We start from the raw sequence: 22,593 nt of genomic DNA on the forward strand, positions 1-22,593 counted from the left end.
GATTAGCGGCGGCGACCCTTCTTGTCGTCCTTCACGTGTCCACGGAAGGTGCGGGTGGGAGCAAACTCTCCGAGCTTGTGCCCAACCATGGTCTCGGTGACGAACACCGGGATGTGCTTGCGACCGTCGTGCACCGCGATGGTGTGACCCAGCATTGCGGGGACAATCATCGAGCGGCGCGACCAGGTCTTGATTACGTTCTTGCTGTTGGCCTCGTTCTGCGTGGCGACCTTGCGAAACAGGTGCTCGTCAACGAAGGGGCCCTTTTTAAGACTGCGTGGCATTTTCTACCCTGTATTCCTTTTCCTGGGCTACTTGCGCTTCTTGCCGACGTTGCGGCGACGAACGATGAGCTTGTCGCTCTCGCGGTGGGCCTTGCGGGTACGACCCTCGGACTGACCCCAGGGGCTAACAGGGTGACGTCCACCGGAAGTCTTGCCCTCACCACCACCGTGCGGGTGGTCAACCGGGTTCATGGCGACACCACGGACGGTCGGGCGAACGCCCTTCCACCGCATACGGCCGGCCTTGCCCCAGTTGATGTTCGACTGCTCGGCGTTGCCGACCTCGCCGATCGTCGCGCGGCAGCGAGCGTCAACGTTGCGGATCTCGCCGGAGGGCATACGCAGCTGGGCGTAGGGGCCATCCTTAGCAACGAGACGCACCGAGGCGCCAGCCGAGCGGGCGATCTTCGCGCCGCCACCGGGCTTGAGCTCGATGGCGTGGATGACCGTACCCACGGGGATGTTCTTGAGGGGGAGGTTGTTGCCGGGCTTGATGTCGGCGCCGGCACCGGACTCAACGATGTCGCCCTGCTTCAGCTTGTCTGGCGCGATGATGTAACGCTTCGAGCCATCGAAGAAGTGCAGGAGCGCGATACGCGCGGTGCGGTTGGGGTCGTACTCGATGTGAGCGACCTTGGCGTTGACGCCGTCCTTGTCATTACGACGGAAGTCGATGACACGGTACTGGCGCTTGTGGCCACCACCGATGTGACGGGTCGTGATGCGACCGGCGTTGTTGCGGCCACCCGTCTTAGGAAGCGGACGAAGAAGTGACTTCTCCGGGGTCGAACGGGTGATCTCGGCGAAATCAGCTACCGAGGAACCGCGACGACCCGGGGTCGTGGGCTTGTACTTGCGAATTGCCATGGGTTATTCCTCTGCTCCCTAGCCGACAGCCGTGAAGATGTCGATGGAACCGGCCTTGAGCGTGACGATGGCGCGCTTGGTGTTCTTGCGCTTGCCCATGCCGAACTTGGTGCGGCGGGTCTTGCCCTGACGGTTGAGCGTGTTGATCGAATCGACCTGCACGCCGAAGATCTTCTCGATGGCGAGCTTGATCTCAGTCTTGTTCGAACGGGGGTCTACCTCGAAGGTGTACTTGCCCTGGTCGATCAGGCTGTAGCTCTTCTCGGAGACGACGGGCGCGATGATGACGTCGCGCGGGTCCTTGAACGAGGCGCTCATGCGCTCACCTTCGCTTTCTTGTCAGACTCGACCGTCTCTGCCTTGGAGCCGACGAATGCATCGAAGGCGCCCTTGGTGAAGACGATGTCATCGCTTACGAGCACGTCGTAGGCGTTGAGCTGGTCGTAGGGAAGCACATGAACGCTCGGGATGTTCCGAACGCTCTTGTAGCTGATTTCGTCGTCGCGCTCGAGAACGATGAGCACGTGCTTGCTGGTCGCGATGGACGACAGCAGCTCGACAACCGACTTGGTCGAGGGCACATCGCCGAGGGCGAGGGACTCGATCACGTGGATACGCTCGCCACGGGCCCGGTCAGAGAGCGCACCGCGCAGAGCGGCGGCGATCATCTTCTTGGGGGTGCGCTGCGAGTAGTCACGCGGGTGTGGCCCGTGAACGATGCCACCACCCTTCATCTGAGGGGCGCGGATCGAGCCCTGACGAGCGCGACCGGTTCCCTTCTGCTTGAAGGGCTTGCGGCCTGCACCGGAAACTTCGCCGCGGCGAAGCGTGTTGTGCGTGCCCTGGCGAGCCGCAGCGCGCTGCGCGACGACAACCTGGTGGATCAGCGGGACGTTGGTCTGTACGTCGAAGGTCTCGGCGGGAAGATCGACCGAGCCGACCTTCTTGCCCTTCACGTCAATGACGTCAATTGCGGTAGCCATGGAACTAGGCTCCCTTCACTGCGTTGCGAACGAAAACGATGCGGCCACGAGCTCCGGGAACGGCGCCCTTGACGAGCAGCAGGCCCTTCTCGAGGTCAACAGCCTGAACCATGAGGCCCTGGACGGTGACGCGGTCGCCACCCATACGACCGGCCATGCGCATGCCCTTGAAGACACGGCTGGGGGTCGAGGAAGCGCCGATCGAGCCGGGCTTGCGGTGGTTGCGGTGAGCACCGTGCGAGGCGGAAACACCCTTGAAGTTGTGACGCTTCATAACACCGGCGAAACCCTTGCCCTTGCTGGTGCCGACGACGTCGACCTTCTGGCCGGCCTCGAAGATGTCAACCGTGAGCTCCTGGCCGAGCGAGTACTCGCTGGCGTCGGGGGTACGGATCTCCGTGAGGTGACGACGGGGCGTAACGCCAGCCTTGTCGAAGTGACCGGTCGCAGGCTTGTTCACCTTGCGAGGGTCGATCTGGCCGTAGGCGATCTGAACTGCGTCGTAGCCGTCGACCTCGGGGGTGCGAACCTGCGTGACAACGTTCGGGGTGATCTCAATAACGGTCACGGGGATGAGCTTGTTGTTCGCATCCCAGACCTGAGTCATGCCGAGCTTCTTGCCCAGCAGTCCCTTTCGGGTCGTAGTAGTAGCCATGATGATCCTTAGAGCTTGATCTCGATGTTGACGTCGGCCGGCAGGTCGAGACGCATAAGCGAGTCGACAGCCTTTGGCGTCGGGTCAATGATGTCGATCAGGCGCTTGTGTGTGCGCTTCTCGAAGTGCTCGCGGCTGTCCTTGTACTTGTGAGGAGAGCGGATCACAACGACCACGTTCTTCTCAGTAGGAAGGGGCACCGGTCCGACAACCGTCGCGCCCGCACGGGTAACCGTGTCGACGATCTTGCGCGCCGAGCTGTCAATGACCTCGTGGTCATACGACTTAAGTCGGATGCGGATCTTTTGTCCCGCCATGTCTGACTCTCTCTCTTTAGTACCAAGTGCGTTTTTCGCACACGCTGCGTAGCACTTCTGCTGTCGCACCACTGTTTTTATGTCAATCGCCGGACCCTGGGGTCCGACACCGTACCGACTCCCGAGCTCAGGCATGAACCTGCGCTAGGCACACGGGTGACCGCGTGTTTATCGAGTGTCGATTAAGCTTCGCTCTGCTACCCGCGGCCTAGATGCTCACCCCGGCCGTGGCCCGAGCGTCAAATCTATGCACTGCCTGGCAGTGATCCCAACCCCGGCGCAGTGCACCAAGTGGGAATGTTGAACTAGACGAGTTTGCCACATTCCCCACCATGCTGCAACCCGGGCGTGTCGCGTTCGGCGTGTCGCCCCTCCACAAACGACGAAGGGCCGGACCCTAAGGCCCGACCCTTCGCTGCATCCGAGCGAACTCGGAGGGAGTACTACTTGATGATCTTCGTCACCTTGCCGGCGCCGACGGTGCGGCCACCTTCACGGATAGCGAAGCCGAGGCCCTCTTCCATGGCGATCGGCTGGATCAGGTTGACCGTCATCTCGGTGGTGTCACCAGGCATGACCATCTCGGTGCCCTCGGGCAGCGTGATGACGCCGGTGACGTCCGTGGTGCGGAAGTAGAACTGCGGGCGGTAGTTCGCGTAGAACGGGTTGTGACGGCCACCCTCATCCTTGGAAAGGATGTAGGCGGTGCCCTCGAACTCGGTGTGCGGGGTTACCGAACCGGGCTTGACGACGACCTGGCCGCGCTCAACGTCCTCGCGCTTGGTGCCACGAAGAAGAAGACCACAGTTCTCGCCGGCCCATGCCTCGTCGAGCTGCTTGTGGAACATCTCGATACCCGTAACCGTGGTCTTCTGCGTCGGGCGGATGCCGACGATCTCGACCTCGGAGTTGATGGCGAGGGTTCCGCGCTCTGCGCGGCCCGTGACGACTGTTCCACGACCGGTGATCGTGAAGACGTCCTCGATGGGCATGAGGAAGGGCTTGTCCTTGTCGCGGATGGGGTCAGGCACGTTGTTGTCAACGGCTTCCATCAGCTCGAGGATCGAGTTGACCCACTTCTCGTCGCCCTCAAGTGCCTTGAGGCCCGAAACGCGAACAACGGGAACGTTGTCGCCATCGAACTCCTGGCTGGAGAGCAGCTCGCGAACCTCGAGCTCAACGAGCTCCAGGATCTCCTCGTCGTCGACCATGTCGGACTTGTTGAGGGCAACGAGCAGGTAAGGAACACCAACCTGGCGCGCGAGCAGAACGTGCTCACGCGTCTGGGCCATGGGGCCATCGGTGGCGGCAACAACGAGGATGGCGCCATCCATCTGGGCCGCACCCGTGATCATGTTCTTGATGTAGTCGGCGTGGCCGGGGGCGTCGACGTGAGCGTAGTGACGCTTGGGCGTCTCGTACTCAACGTGCGAGATGTTGATGGTGATACCACGCTGGCGCTCTTCGGGAGCGGAGTCGATGGTCGCGAAGTCGCGCTGCACGTTGGTCGCGGACGGGTACTTGTCTGCGAGCACCTTGGAGATCGCCGCCGTAAGCGTCGTCTTTCCGTGGTCAACGTGACCGATCGTTCCGATGTTGACGTGCGGCTTGTTCCGCTCGAACTTGGCCTTGGCCACTGGGTCCTCCTCAGGACGCTGGTGCAGGCATCCGATCAGTGGATTCTGATCGGATGCTCTGCGGGGTGGAGTGTGTATTTATGTTACTTGGGACGGGACGCCCCGGTGAACGTGGGTTATTCGCCCTTGTTCTTCTGGACGATCTCGTCGGCAACAGCCTTCGGGACCTCCGCGTAGCTGTCGAACGACATCGAGTACATCGCGCGGCCGGAGGTCTTGGACCTCAGGTCGCCCACGTAGCCGAACATCTCCGACAGCGGAACCTTCGCCGTGACAACCTTCACGCCCGTCGCGTCTTCCATGGACTGGATCTGTCCACGACGAGAGTTGAGGTCACCGATAACGTCGCCCATGTACTCCTCGGGCGTACGAACCTCGACCGCCATAAGCGGCTCAAGGAGCACGGGGCTTGCCTTGCGAGCGGCCTCCTTGTAGGCCATCGATCCGGCAATCTTGAACGCCATCTCCGAGGAGTCGACATCGTGGTAAGCACCATCCAGGAGGATGGCCTTCACGCCGACGGTCGGGAAGCCGGCGAGAACACCGGTCTGCATGGCGTCCTTGATGCCGGCGTCAACCGAAGGAATGTACTCGCGGGGGATACGACCACCGCTCACCTTGTCGACGAACTCGTACGACGTCTCAGGAGTGACCTCCATCGGCTCGAGCGCGATCTGCACCTTAGCGAACTGACCAGAACCACCGGTCTGCTTCTTGTGGGTGTAGTCGTACTTCTCAACCGTGCGACGAATCGTCTCGCGGTACGCAACCTGGGGCTTGCCCACGTTGGCCTCGACCTTGAACTCGCGCTTCATACGGTCAACGAGGATGTCGAGGTGAAGCTCACCCATACCCTTGATGACGGTCTGGCCGGTCTCGTAGTTGAGCTCGACGCGGAACGTCGGGTCCTCTTCGGCCAGCTTCTGAATCGCGGTGCCGAGCTTCTCCTGGTCAGCCTTCGTCTTCGGCTCGATAGCGACCTCGATGACGGGCTCAGGGAAGGTCATCGACTCGAGAACAACCTGCTGGTTCGGGTCACACAGCGTGTCACCCGTGGTGGTGTCCTTGAGGCCGATGACGGCGTAGATGTGACCAGCGGTAACGCTGTCAACAGGGTTCTCCTTGTTGGCGTACATCTGGAAGATCTTGCCGATGCGCTCCTTCTTGCCCTTGGTGGAGTTGGCAACAGCCGAACCACTGTCGAGGCGACCGGAGTACACGCGGATGTAGGTGAGGCGACCGAAGAACGGGTGCACTGCAACCTTGAACGCGAGAGCAGCGAACGGCTCCTTCTCAGAGGGAAGACGCTCAATGATCTTCTCCTCGTCGCGCGGGTCGCGTGCCTCGGTGGCACCAACGTCGAGCGGGTTCGGAAGGTAGTCGACGACAGCGTCAAGCATCGGCTGAACGCCGCGGTTCTTGAACGCAGAGCCGCAGAGAACGGGGTAGATCTCGCTTGCGACGGTGAGCTTGCGGATCGCGGCCTTGATCTCGGCAACGGTCAGCTCTTCGCCACCGAAGTACTTCTCCATAAGAGCGTCGTCGGTCTCGGCGACAACCTCGAGAAGAGCGGTGCGGTACTCAGCAGCCTTCTCCTTGAGGTCCTCGGGGATCTCTTCGATGTCGTACTTGGCGCCCATCTGGACGTCACCCTTGGAGTCTCCGCGCCACGTGAGGGCACGCATCTCGACCAGGTCAACAACGCCTTCGAAGGCGGACTCGGAGCCGATGGGCAGCTGGATAACCAGCGGCCGGGCACCAAGACGCTTGACGATCGTCTCTACCGTGAAGTAGAAGTCAGCGCCCATCTTGTCCATCTTGTTGACGAAGCAGATGCGGGGAACGTTGTACTTGTCGGCCTGGCGCCAGACGGTCTCGGACTGGGGCTCAACGCCCTCCTTGCCGTCGAACACAGCGACAGCACCGTCGAGAACGCGGAGCGAGCGCTCCACCTCGACCGTGAAGTCAACGTGACCGGGGGTGTCGATGATGTTGATCTGGTTCTTGTTCCAGAAACACGTAACAGCAGCGGACGTGATGGTGATGCCACGCTCCTGCTCCTGCTCCATCCAGTCCGTCGTCGACGCACCGTCGTGGGTCTCGCCGATCTTGTGGTTGACGCCCGTGTAGAACAGGATGCGCTCAGTCGTGGTGGTCTTGCCGGCATCGATGTGCGCCATGATGCCGATGTTGCGGACCTTGTTAAGGTCGGTGAGCACTTCCTGTGCCACGGTGGTCCTCCGAAAATTTGTGGTGGGAAAAGATATCGTCCTGAGACGGGGCGGATCACGCCGAGCAGCAGCAATCCCCGAGGGGATTCGATGCTGCCAGGACGGATCCGACCCGGCCTAGGAAACGAACTTGTGTTACCAGCGGTAGTGCGAGAAGGCCTTGTTGGCCTCGGCCATCTTGTGGGTGTCTTCACGGCGCTTGACCGCGGCACCAAGACCGTTGGATGCGTCGAGGATCTCGTTGGTGAGACGCTCGGTCATCGTCTTCTCGCGACGGCCCTTCGCGTAGGTCGTGAGCCAGCGAAGCGCGAGAGTGTTCGCGCGGTGCGGCTTGACCTCAACGGGGACCTGGTAGGTCGAGCCACCGACGCGGCGGCTCTTGACCTCAAGGGTGGGGCGCACGTTGTCGAGCGCCTTCTTAAGGGTAACAACGGCATCCTGACCGTTCTTTGCGGCAACAGCCTCGAGTGCGTCGTAAACGATGCGCTCTGCGAGGGACTTCTTGCCGTCAAGAAGGATCTTGTTGACGAGCTGGCTGACGATGGGTGCGCCGTAGACCGGGTCGATCGCTACGGGGCGCTTAGGAGCTGGTCCCTTGCGAGGCATTACTTCTTCTCCATCTTCGCGCCGTAACGGCTGCGAGCCTGCTTGCGGTTCTTGACAGCCTGGGTGTCAAGTGCGCCGCGAACGATCTTGTAGCGAACACCGGGGAGGTCCTTAACACGACCACCGCGCACGAGCACCATCGAGTGCTCCTGCAGGTTGTGGCCTTCACCGGGAATGTACGCGGTGACCTCGGTGCCGTTGGAGAGCTTGACACGGGCAACCTTGCGGAGAGCCGAGTTCGGCTTCTTTGGGGTAGTCGTGTAGACACGCGTGCATACGCCGCGCTGCTGGGGGTTGGCCTTAAGGGCGGGAGCCTTGGTCTTGACGACCTTCGGCGAGCGACCCTTGCGGACCAACTGCTGAATAGTTGGCACTGCTTACTCCTTGGATATCCTGCACGGTGACAGTTTGTTGCTACTCACACTCATGCCCGCCCGAAGCCCGGGACAGGGTCATGGATGTTTGCGACCCGGCTGGTGTCGAGGGATTACTCCCCCACCTCAGCGATTGGGTATGCCGTGGGAGCCCGGTAAAACCAGTAGGTTTCACCCGAAACTCGATTCCGGTTGGTGCCAGATAATGCGCCCCGGCATCCGAATTGTTCATTCGGACACCCGGAAGCGCACAGCAAAGCGCACACCCGGTCAAGGATAGTCGCACGAGAACCAGCGGTCAAATGACGACGGGTATCACGGAGAGAGCGGAAGGGCGCAGCGACAGGCTAGATCGCCGCGGTGTCGGTGGACTCTTCGCGCTCTCTGTCGTATGCGGCACGAGCCTCCGCGTTGCGGGCGCGCACGGTGCGGCCCCGAGCCGCGATGAGAGCGCCGAACCAGAGAGAGACCTCCCGCGCAACCACAAGGGCGATGATGAGCGGCGCGCTGAATAGCAGACCCATCCACAGCTCCTGCGCCTGCGACGGGGTGAGCGTCATGATGTCGGCCAACAGCAGGATGATGCCGCTCGAGGCGAAATAGGTGACGACAGCGATCACGAGGCTGCCGATTACCCACGCCCACCAGCCGGCGCGGTTGATAAAGAGCGCTGCGAGAACGAAAACCACGAGGAACGTGGCGGTCGGCACGATGAACGCCGAGCTCGTGGCGTACTCGAGGACATCGAAACCGCGACCCGCGAGCGTATAGACGAGCGCGGTGATTGCCGCATAGAGCACAGCGAACACGACAGCACCCAGGAAGGCGAGGAGCACTCCGACGCCACGGTTTCCCTTGCGGCGAGGACGCTCGGCCGGAGCATCCGCCGTGACAGTCGCTGGCCGGTCCACCTCGGGCTGCGGCGCTACCGGCTCGGGAGCACCCTGCTGAGCCGGCGCAACCGCGACAGGGGCGACGATGACCTCGGGCGAGAGGATCGCAGTCTCGGCGGAGCTCCTGTCATGCTGAGCCTCTTCTGCCGCAATAGCCTCGGCCTCTGCGACCGTCGTGGCGTGAGCGGTTTCAGACGGCTCTGCGGCTGGGGTTGACTCTGCGGTTGGGGTTGACTCTGCGGTTGCAAGAGTCCCGGCCGGAAGCACCACGGCCGGGGGATGATGACGGCAGGAGGCGGGGTCGGCACGTAGGGCTCCGGCTCGACGAGCGGCTCGGGCTCGGCAGGTAGCTCGGGCTCGGCAGCTAGTTCGGGCTCGGCAGCTCGCTCCGGCTCGGCAGCCAGTTCGGGCTCGGGAGTCGCCACGGGGACAGGCTCCAGCTCGGGCTCCGGCTCAGGCTGCGAGTAAGCGGCGGGCTCAAGCTCCGGCTCAGGCTGCGAGTAAGCGGCGGGCTCAAGCTCCGGCTCTCGCTCCGTGTAGGTGGCGGGCTCGAGTTCGTCTCGGTTGATTGCCTCTGGATCGCTCGAGTCGCCCTCGGCGGGCTCGTACGGTCGCTTGTCGTTGGGGGGCACGGTGCTCATAGGAACTCCTCACGGGCGGGGGCGCCACGGGTTCGGCAAATCGGCAGCAGAGAACTGCGAGCCCAATGCTAGCGCGACCCCCGAACGCGGGGCGCACACCGGAGTTATTGTCACAGAATCCGGTCTGGGTGCCTGCCCCGCTACCCGGCCGCCTCGGCGACCGGGGCCTCCGCCGGAGTCTCCACCACGGGCGCCTGGCCCGTGAGCATGAAGGCCTGGAAGGTGAACGTTGCCTCGACTACTGAATCATTCGCCAGCAACCCGTCGGGAAAGCTCACTTCATGGACAAGGATCGTGCGCTGCCCCGTCTGCAGCGCATTGAGGAAGCCCATAATGGCACCGCGCGGGCCAGTAACTCGCACGCTGCCGGGCAAGATCACGAGTCCTCGATTGTCGAGCGCCGACATCGCGTCCGCGAGTTGCTCGTCGGCTGGCAACGCCTCTGGAAGGACAAAAGCTTGCGCTTCCTCGAACGACGACGTCCCAAGCGTGACGCCGAATGTTGCGGCCGTGGCCTCCAGCTGGCGGAGCAGAGCAATCGCGTCAGCCTGCTGAGGAACGCTCGCCCTGAGCGCAGAAAGCTCCTGTTCGAGCACGGGAAGGTTCGCGTCTAGCTCTTGAAGCGCCTTCAACTTAACCCTGTGAATGGCGTTCTGGCTCTCGACAGTGCTCCTCTCGGCGTCGGCAACCGCCGCTTCGGTAAGCCGTGGCCCCACTCCAAGAAACCAGGTTCCTGCCAGAACAACCAAAATGACAATGACGGTGAGCACCGACCAAATGCGAGACTCGTTCATCACTTCTCCTCGCCTTCGACGGTTTCGGCATCCGTTGGTGTTTCTGGAACGACGTAGTAACGCTTGGCCAACGCCGCCTCGTTGATCGAGAGCGTCATGACGAATTCAAAACCCGCGCCCTCGGTCAGCTCAATCTGAGTAACGGACGCACCCGCGTAACCAGGAAGAGTTTGGATATTGGCGAGGAGAGTCGAGACATCGCTGTATGTCGGGGTGGTGCCCGTAAGTCCGATGTTGGCGATCCGCCCCGTGATGAGAGGCCCAGCAGTCTCGGGCGCAAGCTCAAGAGCATTCTGCGAGTCGACGCTCACGAGCGTGATCTCCGTGCCAGCAGGGAACCGCGCCTCCAGCTCCGCGAAGTACGCCTGCCACATGACCTCACGTGATGATCCGAAAAGCCGCGCACCCGTGACTAGCGCAACATCATCAGATGCTTGCCGAGCAACCGAGTAGGCGGCCTGCTCCTTAATTAGCGCTAGCGTGCGCTGCTGCTCGTCCGCAAGTGCGATCTGGCGAGCAATAGCGACCGTGGTGACCCCTCCGTACAACACGACACAGAGGGCTATGACGACGACCACGAGTGCGACGAGTCCCCTCCGGGTGCGACGGGCCTGCTTCTTCTGCTTGATCTCGGGCGGGAGAAAGTCGATGCGGGGTTCGCCGCCGACGACGATTCCCTTATCGTTCTGGGTTCGAGCACTCATGCTGCACCGCCTAAGGCGAGGCCGAGGGCAATTGTCATTCCCTCGGAGGTTCCGCCCCCTTGACCGGGCGACTTTGAGAGCCGTACGCCGCTAAAGCCGTCGCTCGTGTCGACGGACACCCTGGTGAGCTCCCCCAGCGCGCTGGCAAAGCCGCGGAGCTTCGATGCACCACCGGTGAGCACGATTCGCGTGATCTGCTCCTCGGGGTGGGAGGTGACGAAATAATTGAGCGTGTTTCGCAAGCTGTTAAGCAACTGACCCGTCTGCTCGTAGATGACCTCGATCGCCGGGCGGTGCTCGGGCGCCACGCCCGCAGTGAGAATGCCGAGCGACTGCTTGGCCTGTTCGGCCACCTCGGTCGTGAGGCCGAGCCGCTGGACGAGCGCAGACGTGATCTCGTCACCGCCGCCGGGAATGATTCGAACAAATTGCGGAACGCCGTTTGTCGCGATGACGACGTTGGTCGTGGTGGACCCGACATCGATGAGAGCCACGGTGCCCCTGCCCGCCTCGCCACGCATGTGAACGCGGGTGAGAGCAAAGGGAATGAGGTCAACCTCGACCGGGTTAAGGCCAGCCAATTGCACCGCCGTGACGTTGGCCATCACGGCCTCTTTAATCGCCGCAACGAGAAGTCCGTTGATGACAGGGCCCTGATCGGTTTCTGCCTCGGAGATCGGATAGAAATCGAGAATGGCGTCGCCGACCGGAACCGGGAGCATTTCTTGGACTTGGAACGGGAGGGACTCACGGATCTGCGCCAGCGGCATGCGGGGCACGGTGAGGTCTCGAGCGAGCACGCGCTGATTACCCATCCCCAGCGCTACGCTGCGACTCTTGAATCCACCCTCTGCCCAGAGGCGTTTGAGCGCCGCCGCGACGGTGTGCACCTCAAGGACATCGCCGCTGCGGGCGGCACCCTCTGGTAGCGGAACCTGGTGAAAACGCTCGACGGTAGGGTTTGCCCCCGTCGGGTCTAGAAGCTCAACGGCGCGAATCGACGTATTGCCGATATCCACGCCAACGATGCGTTTGGCCATTGCCTAAATCTCCCCCATTGCGTTGAACTCCCCCATGCCACACATTCCCCTTGCGGCCGCCCCCACCGTGATCCCCATCACCCTGCGAGTCCGACCCACGATAGATAGGCATCCCACACCGGTTGCCCGGCGAAAATTCCCACCCATGCGCCCCCGAGCATCCAGGGCCCGAATGGGATACCACTCTTGCGGTTAGCCTTGCGCAGCGCAAGTAGTGCGATCGAATAAAGACCACCGAGAAGGAATGCAGCGAAGCCGCCGACGGCGAGGCTCCCCCATCCCAGCCACCCGAGGTATAGGCCAAGAACTCCCGCAAGCTTGACGTCACCGAGACCCATCCCGCCCGGCCGAGCGAGCGCCATGACGAGGTACGCGAGAAAGAGAATGGCAGCTCCAATAGCCGCTCGAACCAGGGCACCAATGTCGCCCGACATAAGACTCGTCGTTGCCAAAAGCGCGCCAGCCACGATGTATGCAGGGCCGACAATGCGATTGGGAAGCGTGTGGGTATCAAGATCAATGAGCCCGAGGGCTACCGAAATCGCCGCGAGATACAGCACGGCCACAAGGAAGGGGAGAACAGCCACCCCGTCAACGGCGTCAGTCGAGAACGCCCACCAAGCAGTAGCCGCGAAGAGTGCTCCCGTCAGGAGCTCGACGGCTGGATACCGAAGCGAGATGGAAGCCTGACAGTCGCGGCACCGGCCACGGAGCAGCAGCCAAGACACCACAGGAAGGTTGTCCCACCAGCGCACGGGATGGCCGCACTTCGGGCAGCGGCTCCCCGGCGAAACAATCGACTCACGAAGAGGCAAACGGTACACAACCACGTTAAGGAACGAGCCGATGAGCAGCCCGAGAACGCCAACGACGACGATGAGGGGGGTAAGAAGGTCGGTCACTCGAGCATCCTGCCGCAGCATCCATCGCTAGCGTCTGTCATTCCCCCAGCTCCTTGAATCCACCGAAGGTGGAGTCATAGGAGATCGACGGAGCATTCCACTTCTGGTCGAGGCCGCCGTCGCACACCGTAACGATGATCCGGGACCACTGCGAGTTGTACTTGTCATTGCCGTCGGCCTGGAGGCACCGGCCGGCGTTATCCATGAAGACGTAGCTGCTCGAGTATTCACCGTTATTTTTGATGCGTTGCCACGTCTGCCGCGCATTGGACGCGGAGCACGAGGTGAACAGCGGATATTTACCTCCGGACGCAGTGGTGGGTGACGTCAGGCAGTATTGCTTGCTCGTTGAGTTATCGACCCGAACCATGATCGTCCCCGTCGTCGAGACTGCCGAACCCGAGGCCTCCGTGTAGAACCACTTGTGGTTCCACGCTAGGTAGGCCCCCGAGCCAGACGGGTCCTGCTTGCAGGGATAGCTGATCATGAACGACTTGGCGATGTCCAAATCTGTGACGTCGAGGCAGCGCCCGAACTCCAAATAGTTGACGATCTGCGTCGTGCCGTACGACGCGGCGCCCGCACCAACCGAAGGAGCGGGTGCGAAGGTGCCGCAGGACCCAGTCTGCAGATAGTTACCCGAATTACCGAGACAAATCGTGGTCGGACCGGCCGATATGGGATTCTTGCTCACGTACCAGCTGTGCGTTCCCTCCCAGCTAAACAACTGGCTGAAGCGGGTGGAATCCGTGCGGCACGGCTCTAGAGTCGTCCGGCCCGTCGTGGCCGCTGCCGAGCCTCCAGAGCCCGTCGTCTTGCTTGTCACGCACAGTTTGGTGCCGGCGAGCGTTGAGTTAGCGAGGACGATCTGGTAGTTCGCGTCATAGACCCAGAGTTGTCTCTCGTCGTTGGTCGAGCATGCGGTGACGAATTCGATCTCGACACCCGGGGCGGCTACACCGCCGACAGTCTTTGCCTGGAGGCAACGAGTCTTGTCGAAGTTAAAAATGCGACCGCCGGGGATGTTGACGTTGGTCACCTTGAACTTGTAAGTCGCTGAGAGTGCCCGGTTGCCCTCATCCGCGGAACGGCCCTCCGCTGAGTCGTCGGCACCACGCGACACTACGTAGGCATAGCTGGGTTGCGTTGCGACACCCGCGGATGTGCAGTTCATCTTGTTTGCTTCGAGCCAGGAGTCTGTGCGCCCGGTCGGATCCGCGGTGTAATACCGAATGCTGACGGTGTATCGCGCATCCGCTCCTGCACCGTCAACGGAGCCGGAGTATCCGCAGGAGAGTTTCGTGCGGTCGCCGACGGTCGTTCCCGTGAGATCCACCTTGCTGGCAGCCCTGATCGTCCCGAGAGCGGACTGCAGTCCAGCTTGTGCTGCGTAGACGGTGCGGGTCGACTTTGCCGCGGCGTAGGCGGGGCCAATCTGGCCAAGGATGACTCCGAGCAAGACGAATGAGAGCCCCGCAAGCATGACGATGAAGAAGACAGTGCTGACGAGAGCGACGCCCTCTTCGCCTTGCGCGCTTCGGCGGAGCACATCACGCCGCCGACCTTCTGGCGACAACCGCCGTGCCATCGTGATGAAACCTTGGCGGCCGGTCATGGGCGAAGTCCCGTTCTATTGCAGATCAGGTGGTCACTCTGCCCGTCACCATTCGCGTCAGCGTTGCTCTCGGACAGGATGGAACTGTTGCGAGCCACATAGGTCGTAGAAACCTCTGAGACTGCATTCGCGTCTGGGTTTCCCGCATTGAGCGTAAGAACGAGCTGCTGGCGAGCGGACCCGGTTGTCGTCGCAGGCGCCATCTTGAACGGATAGTTCGCACCAGCCGTGTCGATCATGCTGGCCGTCTTGACTGACCAAGGCGACGGGGTTGCGCCAGCGATGTCCTGCCATTGACGCGACTCCATGGTGCCCTTCGCTGGTGTAAAACGCCACTGCGTGCACATGGTGAGCCCACTGACCGAGCTCGACGACGGCGTGCGGAATTCGACGTACTTCGCACCGCTGGAGCCAACCCCGGGAAAGTTAATGGCGTCCGCGTAGCGAACCTGGCGGTCCATTGCGCGAAAGACGATGAGAACCTCGCTCGAGGTTTCTGCGTTGAGTTTGGCCTGCGTGGTCCCTCTGGTCAGTCCGATGACGGCCGACAAGAAGAGCGACATAAAGATGGCGAAAATGCCAACCGCGACGACCATTTCGATAAGGGTGAAGCCCGACTGCTCCGACCTCAAGCCTTCGTGCGCCCGCCTAGCCACTGGTGTTCCATTCCAGATCCGTGCTCGAGTCGATCAGCGTCGACGTCTCGTATGAGCATCCTGAGTCGCATCCCGCCGTCCAGCGGACGACAACAACGACTCGCAACATCCCTGTCGTCCCCGCTGGCGCCGTTGCCGGCGGCGTTGACGGGAAGGCTGCAAGTTTGGTGCACTGGCCGCTTGTGATCGCCTTGAAACACTTTCCGATGTAGACGTGTGAAGTGAATTCAGTTCCGCTGCGCGTGACCGTGCGCGCCAGCGGGACGGCCTGTGTCGCGCTCGCGGTGGCCGTCGGGTCCCAAGTCGGATAGCTCTGAGCGAGCCCGCTAACGGCCGGGGCGGCAAGCCATTGTGCTTGGACGAGCGCCTGGTTACGCCCTGTGAGCAGTGCACTCACCGTCGTTGCGGAGATCACGTTGGAATTCCAACCCTGGATGATCTCCATCGATTCGTTGGCAACCGTGATGGCGAGCTCGCGACGCTGGTGAGCGGATGCCGACTCCATCGACGTCATATAAAAGCCGAGGGAGACCGTCGAGAGAATCCCGAGGATCCCAATTGCGACAACGACCTCAATAAGGGACATGCCTGATTCGCGCTCGCCAGACGATGTCGTGAGTAAACGAAGCTTGCGCATGATCCTCCCCCGGAGTGCCGCCAACGAAATCGCACCGCACCTGATGTGAACGCGGGACGCCACCACACCGTGGCGACGCCCCGCGCTCGGAAAGTGCTACTTACGGAGTGCCGCCAGAAGTACCGGCGTTGTTCCAGTCCTGCAGTCCGCCGGCTGCACTGTCGTACTTCAGCGACTTCGCGCCAAGGTTGGTGTTTCCACCCACGATTTCGTAGCCGTTTGTTCCGACCTTGGTCACCGTAACCGTGTTATCGGCCGAGACCTTTGCGCTGGGGAGGTCGGTGCTGGGCGTCGTGCTCGTGATTGTGATCGTTGCCGGAAGGGTTGAGATCGACCCATTGTTTTCTGCGGCGTACGACTCGAGCGCAAGGGCAACGTTCTTCAGGTCGGACTCAACCGACGACTTCCAGGCGCTCTCGCGCTGGTTAAGGAACACCGGGATGGCGATCGCGGCGAGGATGCCGATGATGATGACGACGACGAGGAGCTCGATCAGGGTGAAGCCCTTTTCGTTCTCTTCGCGCTTGAGGCGGCTGGCGTCCAGCGCCTGGTTAATGCGTGTGATCATTTCTGATTCCTGTCTTTGTCTGAATAGGACAGGTGGCCCCCAAAAGTCAGACCCCCTAGAGAAGGATTCTCCTGGCCCTGACCGTGCTGAGTAAAGCCCCCGTTTGCGCGAAACGCCGAACAAAACACCCCCAGAATTGGGGGTGTTCTAGCCGATCTGCTCGAAAATGCTGAACACCGGCATATACAGCGCCACGATCATGCCGCCGATGACCGCGCCGATGACCGCGATCATGAGCGGCTCGATGAGGGCTGTGAGGGCCTCCGCGGTGCTCTGAACCTCTTCGTCATAGAAATCGGCGATCTTCGCCAACATCGTCTCGAGCGCACCGGCATCCTCACCGACCGCGATCATCTGAGTCACCATCGCGGGGAACACGGGGTTCTCCGCCAACGGTGCCGCCACCGATTTGCCCACCCGCACGGAATCCTGCACCTTGCGCAAAGCGTCTTCGATAACCCAGTTGCCTGCCGTCTCGCCGACAATGCTGAGCGACTGCAGGATGGGCACGCCGGCGCCCATCATCGTGGAGAAATTGCGTGTGAAGCGCGCGATAGCGACCTTCTTGAAGAGCTCCCCGAACACGGGCATCTTGAGCTTGAGCGGGTCAACGACCTTGCGCACCTGCTCGGTGTTCTTGTTGTTCTTCCACCAGATCGAGAAGCCGATGATGAGCACCGCTATTAGCGGAACAGCCCAGACCATGTTCTTCGACATGACGACGAGGATCGCCGTCGGCAATGGCAACTCGCCACCGAAGCCAGCGAACATGCCCTCGAACACGGGAACGATGAAGATGAGCATGCCGATAACCGCGAGGAACGCGATGATGAGCACCGCGACGGGGTAGGTGAGTGCCGACTTAATCGTGGCGCGCAGCTTGACGTCTGACTCGAAGTTCTCGGCGATCGACTCGAGGGTCGACTCCAAGAAACCGCCCGTCTCGCCCGCGCGCACCAGGCTGATCATGAGCGGCGGAAAATGCTTGGGATGCTTGCCCATCGCGGCCGACAGGGAATAGCCGGCCTCAACATCCGTCTGGACCTTGGAGAGGATGCCCGCGAGGGTCTTGTTCTCGGTCTGCTCCGAGAGGATCGTGAGCGTGCGGATGAGCGACAGGCCCGACGAGGTCATGGTGGCCATCTGGCGCGACATGACCGCGAGGTCCTTGAGACCGACAGACTTCTCCATGCCGGGGATCGAGAGTTCCTTTTGGAAGCCCGTGCCCCCCGAGGCTTCACCGACCGAGATCGGCGTGACACCCATCGTGCGGAGTTTGGCCGTCACGGCACCCTCAGTTGCGCCCTCCAGTCGGCCCTTGACGACCTTGCCAGAGCCATCCCGGCCCTTGTAGGTGAACTCTTTCGTAGCCGCCATTAGATCTGCCCTGAGTAGGCGTCGCTGTAGTCGACACCGCTGTTCATGGTGCCCCCCAGCTGTCCCACGGTTTCTACCCGCGTGACCAGGCGTTTGAGCACCTCGTAGTCGTGCGCCTTCTCCATGGCCGACTCAAAGCTGATCTGCCCGGAGTTGACGAGGTCGGCGAGGTGCTGGTCGAGCGTGTGCATGCCCAGTTCTCGACCCGCCTGCATCGCAGAATGCACCTGATAGGTCTTGCCCTCGCGGATGAGGTTCGCCACGGCGTGCGTCGCCATAAGAACCTCGGTGGCCACCACTCGGCCCTTGCCATTGGCGCGCTTAATCAGTGTCTGACAGACGACGCCCTGCAGGGTTGCGGCGAGCTGCGCCCGCACCTGGCTCTGTTGGTGCGGCGGATAGACGTCGATGATGCGGTCAATCGTCTGCGGAGCATCCTGCGTGTGCAGGGTCGCGAACACGAGGTGGCCGGTCTCGGCCGCGGTGAGGGCAACCGAGATGGTCTCGAGGTCTCGAAGCTCACCGACGAGGATGACGTCGGGGTCCTGACGAAGAACGTGCTTGAGGGCTGCCGCGAAGCTGTGAGTGTCGTGGCCGACCTCACGCTGGTTGACCAGCGACTTGTGGTTGCCATGGAGAAACTCGATGGGGTCCTCGACGGTCATGATGTGGTCGGTCCGCGTGCGGTTGACCAGGTCGATGAGCGCGGCGAGCGTTGTGGACTTGCCGGAACCCGTTGGACCGGTCACGAGCACGAGACCACGCGGAAGCTTGGCGAACGACCCGATCGACTCCGGAACACCCAGGGCCGACAAAGGCTTGATCTCGGTGGGGATGAGTCGGAATGCTGCACCGAGGTTGGCTCGCTGCTGGTAGATGTTCACTCGGAATCGAGCGTTCTCCGACAGCGTGTAGGCGAAGTCGAACTCCAGGTGCTCCTCGAAGATCTCGCGCTGCTTGGGAGTCAGGATGCTGTAAATGGCCTCAGCAACCTTGTCTTGGCTCCACACCGGAGCATCCTTGATGGGGCGCAACGCTCCGTCGACACGGATCATGGGCGGGGCGCCGGCAGAGATGTGGAGGTCGGAACCGCTCGTGAGGAGCACGCTCTGGAGAGCGTTATCCAGGTCGGGGTCGACGGAGAGGTTGGGGTCTCGGCGCGTGGACATGCCCGCAGGGATCGCCGTGCTCGACGGCGACGGTGCGTTCGGCGCTTGCAGGGGCACAGGGCCGGGCAAGGCTCCGACGTTGGCCTCGGAAGCGCGGCCTCGGCTGCGGGATGCCGGAACGGCACCGGCGGTGCCGGCGGTCTCGGCGGCGGGCGGAGCAGTGGGCGCGGCGGCTGGCGCGGATGCTGCGGCAGGAGCCTGGGCAGCGGGAGTCGGCGACGGAGCGGGGGGTGCGACAGGACCAGCCTGCGCGGGAGCAGACGGAGCCGGTGCCGGAGCAGCCGGTGCCGGAGTCGACACAGCGGTCGCAGGAGCGGGAGCGGCAGCGGCAACAGGAACTTGAGCCGAAGGCGCTACGGGCGGCACCGAAGGAGCTGCCACCGGCGGCGTTGCCTCAGCGGCGGGGGCGGCGGCAGGAACAGCAGCGGGCACTGATGCCTGAGCTGACGCCGACGCGGGCGATGCCAGCTCAGCGGCCGGCAAAGACGCTGGGAGCGGCGTCGTTGCCGGAAGAGAACTCGCCATCATCGCAGCGGCGGGCGGCTGGGCGCTCGCATAGGCGGGCACCTCCTGGCCCGGGGCGGGCAACGACGCCAAAAATTCGCTCACCGAATCGGAAGGCGACGGTGCCGCTACGGCGGACGAACCGGCGGCCGGAACGGCGGGGGGAGCAGCGGCAGGCGCCGCGGCCGGAGCGCTCGATGCGGCCGGCTCGGGCGCATCGAACTGGGGAACCAGGTTCACCGGCTGGGTGATTGGCTTATAGCTCGACGGAAGATAGCCCGACGGCTCAAAAACTGGCTCAGCCGCAGCATCCGCGTTCTTGCCCGCTAGGGCCTCCAGCGAGGCTGACAGGTCGTAGACCGGATCGTTCATGAGTTCCCCCTCATTCAGTGCGATTCGGCGAAACTGCCGATCGCGCCATTTGTGCTGACCACTCCCCCGCGGTCATCACATCACACCACCACGCGCAGAATCTCCTCCACCGCGGTGTGGCCCATCAGAGCCTTGGTCCATCCATCCTGACGCAACGTAGCCATGCCCTGCGACACCGCCATCTTCGAGATCTCGAGGCTGGATGCGCGAGCAACGGCGAGCCGCTCGATCTCCTCGGTGACCAGCATGACCTCGTGGATTGCGATGCGCCCTCGATAGCCCGTGTTGGAGCAGTGCGTGCACCCGACGGGCCGGTAGAGCACGGGAGTCGGCTTGCTCGGGTCGAGAAAGAACCCAAGACCGGCGAGGCCCTCGATTGTGCTCTGGTACTGCTCCTTGCAGCGGTCGCACAGGCGACGGGCGAGGCGCTGGGCAACAACCGCTTCGAGGGCAGAACCCACGAGGAACGGCTCGATGTCCATCTCGATGAGACGCGTGATAGCGGCGGGCGCGCTGTTGGTGTGCAGGGTCGACAGCACGAGGTGGCCGGTGAGCGACGCCTCGATAGCGATCTGCGCCGTCTCCTGGTCTCGAATCTCACCGATCAGCACAACATCCGGGTCGGATCGCAGGATGGAACGCAGCGCGGCCGCGAAGGTAAGCCCCGCCTTGACGTTGACCTGAACCTGGCTGATGCCTTCCATGCGGTACTCGACCGGGTCTTCAACCGTGATGACGTTAACCTCGGGCTTGGCCACAGCGTGCAGCGTCGTGTAGAGCGTCGTTGACTTGCCGGAACCGGTCGGGCCGGTTACCAGGATCATGCCGTTGGGCTTGACGAACGACTTGCGGTATTTGTCGAGGTTGGCGTCGAGCATGTTGAGGTCATCAAGACTCAGCGTTGTCCCCGAGTTGTCGAGAATTCGCATGACGACCTTCTCGCCCCACACCGTCGGGAGCGTCGCAACACGAAGGTCGATCTGGCGCCCGCCGTGGTTGACCGAGATGCGACCATCCTGAGGCTTGCGGCGCTCGGCAATGTCGATATCCGCCATGATCTTGAGCCTGGAGATCACACCGTTCTGAATCGACTTGGGTGCTCGCTGCATCTCGTGCAGAACACCGTCGATGCGGTATCGAACGCCCATGTCGTGCTGGCCGGGCTCGATATGAATATCGGATGCCTTGTCCTGGATGCCCTGGCTGATGAGCAGGTTGACGAACCGCACGATGGGGGCGTCGTCTTCGTTGGGCTCAGAATCGGCGAGGGCGAGCTCCTGACCCGTGCTCTCCTCCTCGAGCACCGTCGTGAGCGAGCTGATCTCGTTGTCGGCACGGTGGTAACGGTCGATTGCGGCGAGAAGATCCGCGCGCTCAGCGACGACGAGGTTGACCTGCATGCGAACAGCGGCGCGAACGTCGTCGATCGCGAACACGTTGCCTGGGTCGACGACGGCAAGTGTGAGCGTGTTTCCGATGTTCGCGATCGGCAGCACCTCGTGGCGGCGGCAGATTGCTGCCGGCGTGAGGGCCACCGCGATGCGGTCGACCGGGTACTCGGTGAGCTCCACGAAGGGCAGCCCATGTTGAGCAGCGCGGGCAGAGGCAAAGTCTTTGGCTGAGATCGTGCCGTCGGCGACGAGCTGGCGAACCATCTCGTCATCGCCCTTCCACCCATCGACAACGTTGTCGAGCGCTTCGATAGGCATGACGCCCCGGATGATGAGAATCTCGGTAAGAGATGACACTGTAAAGCCCCCCTGCTCGCTACCGCCCCCGGTAAATAGCTTGCCGGTCCGCTCAGGTGAGATCGGATATGCGGAACCGGTCTAGTCAAATTACCCCACGAATGGGCGCATGGCTATACCTTCATCGCCGCACCCTCCAGCGTCGACACGCCGCACCCCACATCTAGTGGTCGGATGCCGCGTCAGCACTACGGGCGGAACATCGGTCATCGGCTCCGTGACGTCGCGCTCGACGAGCCCATTCGGATGGCGAGACCACCGAGCTCCGTCGAGCGGGCTCGCTCTGCCTCGGCAGCGGTAATCAGCCCTCGCTGTTCGAGATCCTGGATAGCTGCGTCGAGATCACTTTTTACAGCGTCTCGCTCAGATCCTGAAAGGTGCGCCAGTCGACTCTGGAGCTGCTCCTTTAACGCTGCCGCTTGCGGAGACAATACTGGCGGGTCTCCGGGCTTTCGCGCGGCATCCGCCCGCAGCCGTCGCACCCAATCTACAAATAGCAGAACGGTGAGAACGCCACCGAGCCCGGCGGCAATCGCCACAGGGATGCTCCACACCATGTTGACCGACTCTTCCGGCCCGCGGAGCAGGAGCCCGGCGAGCGTCAGCGACGCAAACACGAACGTATAGAGACCGAAGCCTCGCGCTACCCCAGGCTTGCCGCGCACAATCCACAAGACGATGAGAACAACAAGCGCGACTACTGCACACAGGAAGAAAACGCCGGCGACTGGGGCCGTCTCGGCCAATGGCCGTTCAGGAGCTGCAGTAGCAAAGCGCCCTCCCCCGGACACCGCAACGAGCCCGAGAAGCGGTGCCAGCGCGAAAACCACGGCGATAATCACGACAGGGATGAACCAGGCCCACTGCCACGGAGACACCGTGCGACTGTCCTTCGTCGCGGAAGATTTCCGCAGAACTTCGGGGTGCTGCGCGAACGCTGCTAGCTCCAATCGGTCCCAACGCACCGCAGACCCGGGCCGGACCTTGGACGAATATTCGCGTGCGTTCATGCTGCAGCC

Annotated in this window: 23 protein-coding genes; all 23 read right to left on the bottom strand. The window is 62.4% G+C overall.

The window, feature by feature from the left end:
* Positions 1-2: 2 nt before the first annotated feature.
* Positions 3-284 carry a 30S ribosomal protein S19 gene (gene rpsS / locus C2138_RS10985; protein WP_108517816.1) on the bottom strand — a complete coding sequence of 94 codons (282 nt, stop codon included), beginning with the start codon at positions 282-284 and terminating at the stop codon, positions 3-5.
* A 27-nt stretch (positions 285-311) separates the two neighbouring features.
* Positions 312-1,151: a 50S ribosomal protein L2 gene (rplB, locus tag C2138_RS10990; RefSeq protein ID WP_108517818.1), complete on the bottom strand. Its 840-nt coding sequence runs from the start codon at positions 1,149-1,151 to the stop codon at positions 312-314.
* Positions 1,152-1,169: 18 nt separating this feature from the next.
* Entirely contained in the window at positions 1,170-1,469 is a 300-nt protein-coding gene (gene rplW / locus C2138_RS10995) for a 50S ribosomal protein L23 (protein WP_108517820.1), read from the bottom strand.
* Entirely contained in the window at positions 1,466-2,134 is a 669-nt protein-coding gene (rplD, locus tag C2138_RS11000) for a 50S ribosomal protein L4 (RefSeq protein ID WP_108517822.1), read from the bottom strand. The genes rplW and rplD overlap by 4 nt, the downstream gene beginning before the upstream one ends.
* Before the next feature lie 4 nt (positions 2,135-2,138).
* Positions 2,139-2,789 carry a 50S ribosomal protein L3 gene (gene rplC, locus C2138_RS11005; RefSeq protein WP_108517824.1) on the bottom strand — a complete coding sequence of 217 codons (651 nt, stop codon included), beginning with the start codon at positions 2,787-2,789 and terminating at the stop codon, positions 2,139-2,141.
* An 8-nt stretch (positions 2,790-2,797) separates the two neighbouring features.
* Positions 2,798-3,106, bottom strand: coding sequence for a 30S ribosomal protein S10 (gene rpsJ / locus C2138_RS11010; RefSeq protein ID WP_021010896.1), 309 nt, complete (start codon positions 3,104-3,106; stop codon positions 2,798-2,800).
* Positions 3,107-3,549: 443 nt separating this feature from the next.
* Positions 3,550-4,743 (bottom strand): elongation factor Tu, encoded by a 1,194-nt coding sequence (gene tuf / locus C2138_RS11015; RefSeq protein ID WP_108517826.1) that lies wholly within the window; start codon positions 4,741-4,743, stop codon positions 3,550-3,552.
* Between the two features lie 116 nt (positions 4,744-4,859).
* A complete protein-coding gene (gene fusA, locus C2138_RS11020) occupies positions 4,860-6,974 on the bottom strand; it encodes an elongation factor G (protein ID WP_108517828.1) in 2,115 nt (704 codons plus the stop codon).
* Positions 6,975-7,109: 135 nt separating this feature from the next.
* The gene (rpsG, locus tag C2138_RS11025; protein WP_108517829.1) at positions 7,110-7,580 is read right to left on the bottom strand and encodes a 30S ribosomal protein S7; all 471 of its coding nucleotides are present in this window, start codon (positions 7,578-7,580) and stop codon (positions 7,110-7,112) included.
* On the bottom strand, positions 7,580-7,954 hold the full coding sequence (rpsL, locus tag C2138_RS11030; RefSeq protein WP_027692591.1) for a 30S ribosomal protein S12: 375 nt from the start codon (positions 7,952-7,954) through the stop codon (positions 7,580-7,582). Before rpsL ends, rpsG begins: the two co-directional genes overlap by 1 nt.
* Before the next feature lie 347 nt (positions 7,955-8,301).
* Positions 8,302-9,117, bottom strand: a complete 816-nt coding sequence (locus C2138_RS11035; RefSeq protein ID WP_108517831.1) for a hypothetical protein — start codon at positions 9,115-9,117, stop codon at positions 8,302-8,304.
* Between the two features lie 511 nt (positions 9,118-9,628).
* Positions 9,629-10,282: a hypothetical protein gene (locus C2138_RS11040; protein WP_108517833.1), complete on the bottom strand. Its 654-nt coding sequence runs from the start codon at positions 10,280-10,282 to the stop codon at positions 9,629-9,631.
* Positions 10,282-10,986: a PilN domain-containing protein gene (locus C2138_RS11045; RefSeq protein WP_108517835.1), complete on the bottom strand. Its 705-nt coding sequence runs from the start codon at positions 10,984-10,986 to the stop codon at positions 10,282-10,284. The genes C2138_RS11040 and C2138_RS11045 overlap by 1 nt, the downstream gene beginning before the upstream one ends.
* Positions 10,983-12,026: a type IV pilus assembly protein PilM gene (gene pilM, locus C2138_RS11050; RefSeq protein ID WP_108517837.1), complete on the bottom strand. Its 1,044-nt coding sequence runs from the start codon at positions 12,024-12,026 to the stop codon at positions 10,983-10,985. Before pilM ends, C2138_RS11045 begins: the two co-directional genes overlap by 4 nt.
* A gap of 77 nt (positions 12,027-12,103) precedes the next feature.
* Positions 12,104-12,928: a prepilin peptidase gene (locus C2138_RS11055; RefSeq protein WP_241961107.1), complete on the bottom strand. Its 825-nt coding sequence runs from the start codon at positions 12,926-12,928 to the stop codon at positions 12,104-12,106.
* A 37-nt stretch (positions 12,929-12,965) separates the two neighbouring features.
* Positions 12,966-14,543 carry a ricin-type beta-trefoil lectin domain protein gene (locus C2138_RS11060; RefSeq protein WP_108517841.1) on the bottom strand — a complete coding sequence of 526 codons (1,578 nt, stop codon included), beginning with the start codon at positions 14,541-14,543 and terminating at the stop codon, positions 12,966-12,968.
* Entirely contained in the window at positions 14,540-15,199 is a 660-nt protein-coding gene (locus C2138_RS11065; protein WP_159078208.1) for a PulJ/GspJ family protein, read from the bottom strand. Before C2138_RS11065 ends, C2138_RS11060 begins: the two co-directional genes overlap by 4 nt.
* Positions 15,192-15,836 (bottom strand): type II secretion system protein, encoded by a 645-nt coding sequence (locus C2138_RS11070; RefSeq protein WP_108517844.1) that lies wholly within the window; start codon positions 15,834-15,836, stop codon positions 15,192-15,194. The genes C2138_RS11065 and C2138_RS11070 overlap by 8 nt, the downstream gene beginning before the upstream one ends.
* A 100-nt stretch (positions 15,837-15,936) precedes the next feature.
* Positions 15,937-16,404, bottom strand: coding sequence for a type II secretion system protein (locus tag C2138_RS13880; RefSeq protein ID WP_108517846.1), 468 nt, complete (start codon positions 16,402-16,404; stop codon positions 15,937-15,939).
* A 147-nt stretch (positions 16,405-16,551) separates the two neighbouring features.
* Positions 16,552-17,781: a type II secretion system F family protein gene (locus tag C2138_RS11080; protein ID WP_108517848.1), complete on the bottom strand. Its 1,230-nt coding sequence runs from the start codon at positions 17,779-17,781 to the stop codon at positions 16,552-16,554.
* A complete protein-coding gene (locus C2138_RS13965) occupies positions 17,781-19,826 on the bottom strand; it encodes a type IV pilus twitching motility protein PilT (protein WP_277871894.1) in 2,046 nt (681 codons plus the stop codon). Before C2138_RS13965 ends, C2138_RS11080 begins: the two co-directional genes overlap by 1 nt.
* Before the next feature lie 80 nt (positions 19,827-19,906).
* Positions 19,907-21,574 carry a GspE/PulE family protein gene (locus tag C2138_RS11095; RefSeq protein ID WP_108517850.1) on the bottom strand — a complete coding sequence of 556 codons (1,668 nt, stop codon included), beginning with the start codon at positions 21,572-21,574 and terminating at the stop codon, positions 19,907-19,909.
* A 206-nt stretch (positions 21,575-21,780) separates the two neighbouring features.
* The gene (locus C2138_RS11100) at positions 21,781-22,584 is read right to left on the bottom strand and encodes a hypothetical protein (protein ID WP_108517852.1); all 804 of its coding nucleotides are present in this window, start codon (positions 22,582-22,584) and stop codon (positions 21,781-21,783) included.
* Between the last annotated feature and the right edge of the window lie 9 nt (positions 22,585-22,593).

It is taken from the genome of Salinibacterium hongtaonis (genome assembly GCF_003065485.1).
Classification (GTDB): Bacteria; Actinomycetota; Actinomycetes; order Actinomycetales; family Microbacteriaceae; genus Homoserinimonas; species Homoserinimonas hongtaonis.

Bases quoted from the DNA above. Each gene is read 5' to 3' on its own strand.
- rpsG (WP_108517829.1), bottom strand. From the start codon at position 7,580: ATGCCTCGCAAGGGACCAGCTCCTAAGCGCCCCGTAGCGATCGACCCG.
- C2138_RS11070 (WP_108517844.1), bottom strand. From the start codon at position 15,836: ATGCGCAAGCTTCGTTTACTCACGACATCGTCTGGCGAGCGCGAATCA.
- C2138_RS11080 (WP_108517848.1), bottom strand. From the start codon at position 17,781: ATGGCGGCTACGAAAGAGTTCACCTACAAGGGCCGGGATGGCTCTGGC.
- pilM (WP_108517837.1), bottom strand. From the start codon at position 12,026: ATGGCCAAACGCATCGTTGGCGTGGATATCGGCAATACGTCGATTCGC.
- rpsS (WP_108517816.1), bottom strand. From the start codon at position 284: ATGCCACGCAGTCTTAAAAAGGGCCCCTTCGTTGACGAGCACCTGTTT.
- C2138_RS11040 (WP_108517833.1), bottom strand. From the start codon at position 10,282: ATGAACGAGTCTCGCATTTGGTCGGTGCTCACCGTCATTGTCATTTTG.
- rplW (WP_108517820.1), bottom strand. From the start codon at position 1,469: ATGAGCGCCTCGTTCAAGGACCCGCGCGACGTCATCATCGCGCCCGTC.
- C2138_RS11100 (WP_108517852.1), bottom strand. From the start codon at position 22,584: ATGAACGCACGCGAATATTCGTCCAAGGTCCGGCCCGGGTCTGCGGTG.
- rplC (WP_108517824.1), bottom strand. From the start codon at position 2,789: ATGGCTACTACTACGACCCGAAAGGGACTGCTGGGCAAGAAGCTCGGC.
- C2138_RS13880 (WP_108517846.1), bottom strand. From the start codon at position 16,404: ATGATCACACGCATTAACCAGGCGCTGGACGCCAGCCGCCTCAAGCGC.
- rplB (WP_108517818.1), bottom strand. From the start codon at position 1,151: ATGGCAATTCGCAAGTACAAGCCCACGACCCCGGGTCGTCGCGGTTCC.
- C2138_RS11045 (WP_108517835.1), bottom strand. From the start codon at position 10,986: ATGAGTGCTCGAACCCAGAACGATAAGGGAATCGTCGTCGGCGGCGAA.
- rpsJ (WP_021010896.1), bottom strand. From the start codon at position 3,106: ATGGCGGGACAAAAGATCCGCATCCGACTTAAGTCGTATGACCACGAG.
- rplD (WP_108517822.1), bottom strand. From the start codon at position 2,134: ATGGCTACCGCAATTGACGTCATTGACGTGAAGGGCAAGAAGGTCGGC.
- C2138_RS11060 (WP_108517841.1), bottom strand. From the start codon at position 14,543: ATGACCGGCCGCCAAGGTTTCATCACGATGGCACGGCGGTTGTCGCCA.
- C2138_RS13965 (WP_277871894.1), bottom strand. From the start codon at position 19,826: ATGAACGATCCGGTCTACGACCTGTCAGCCTCGCTGGAGGCCCTAGCG.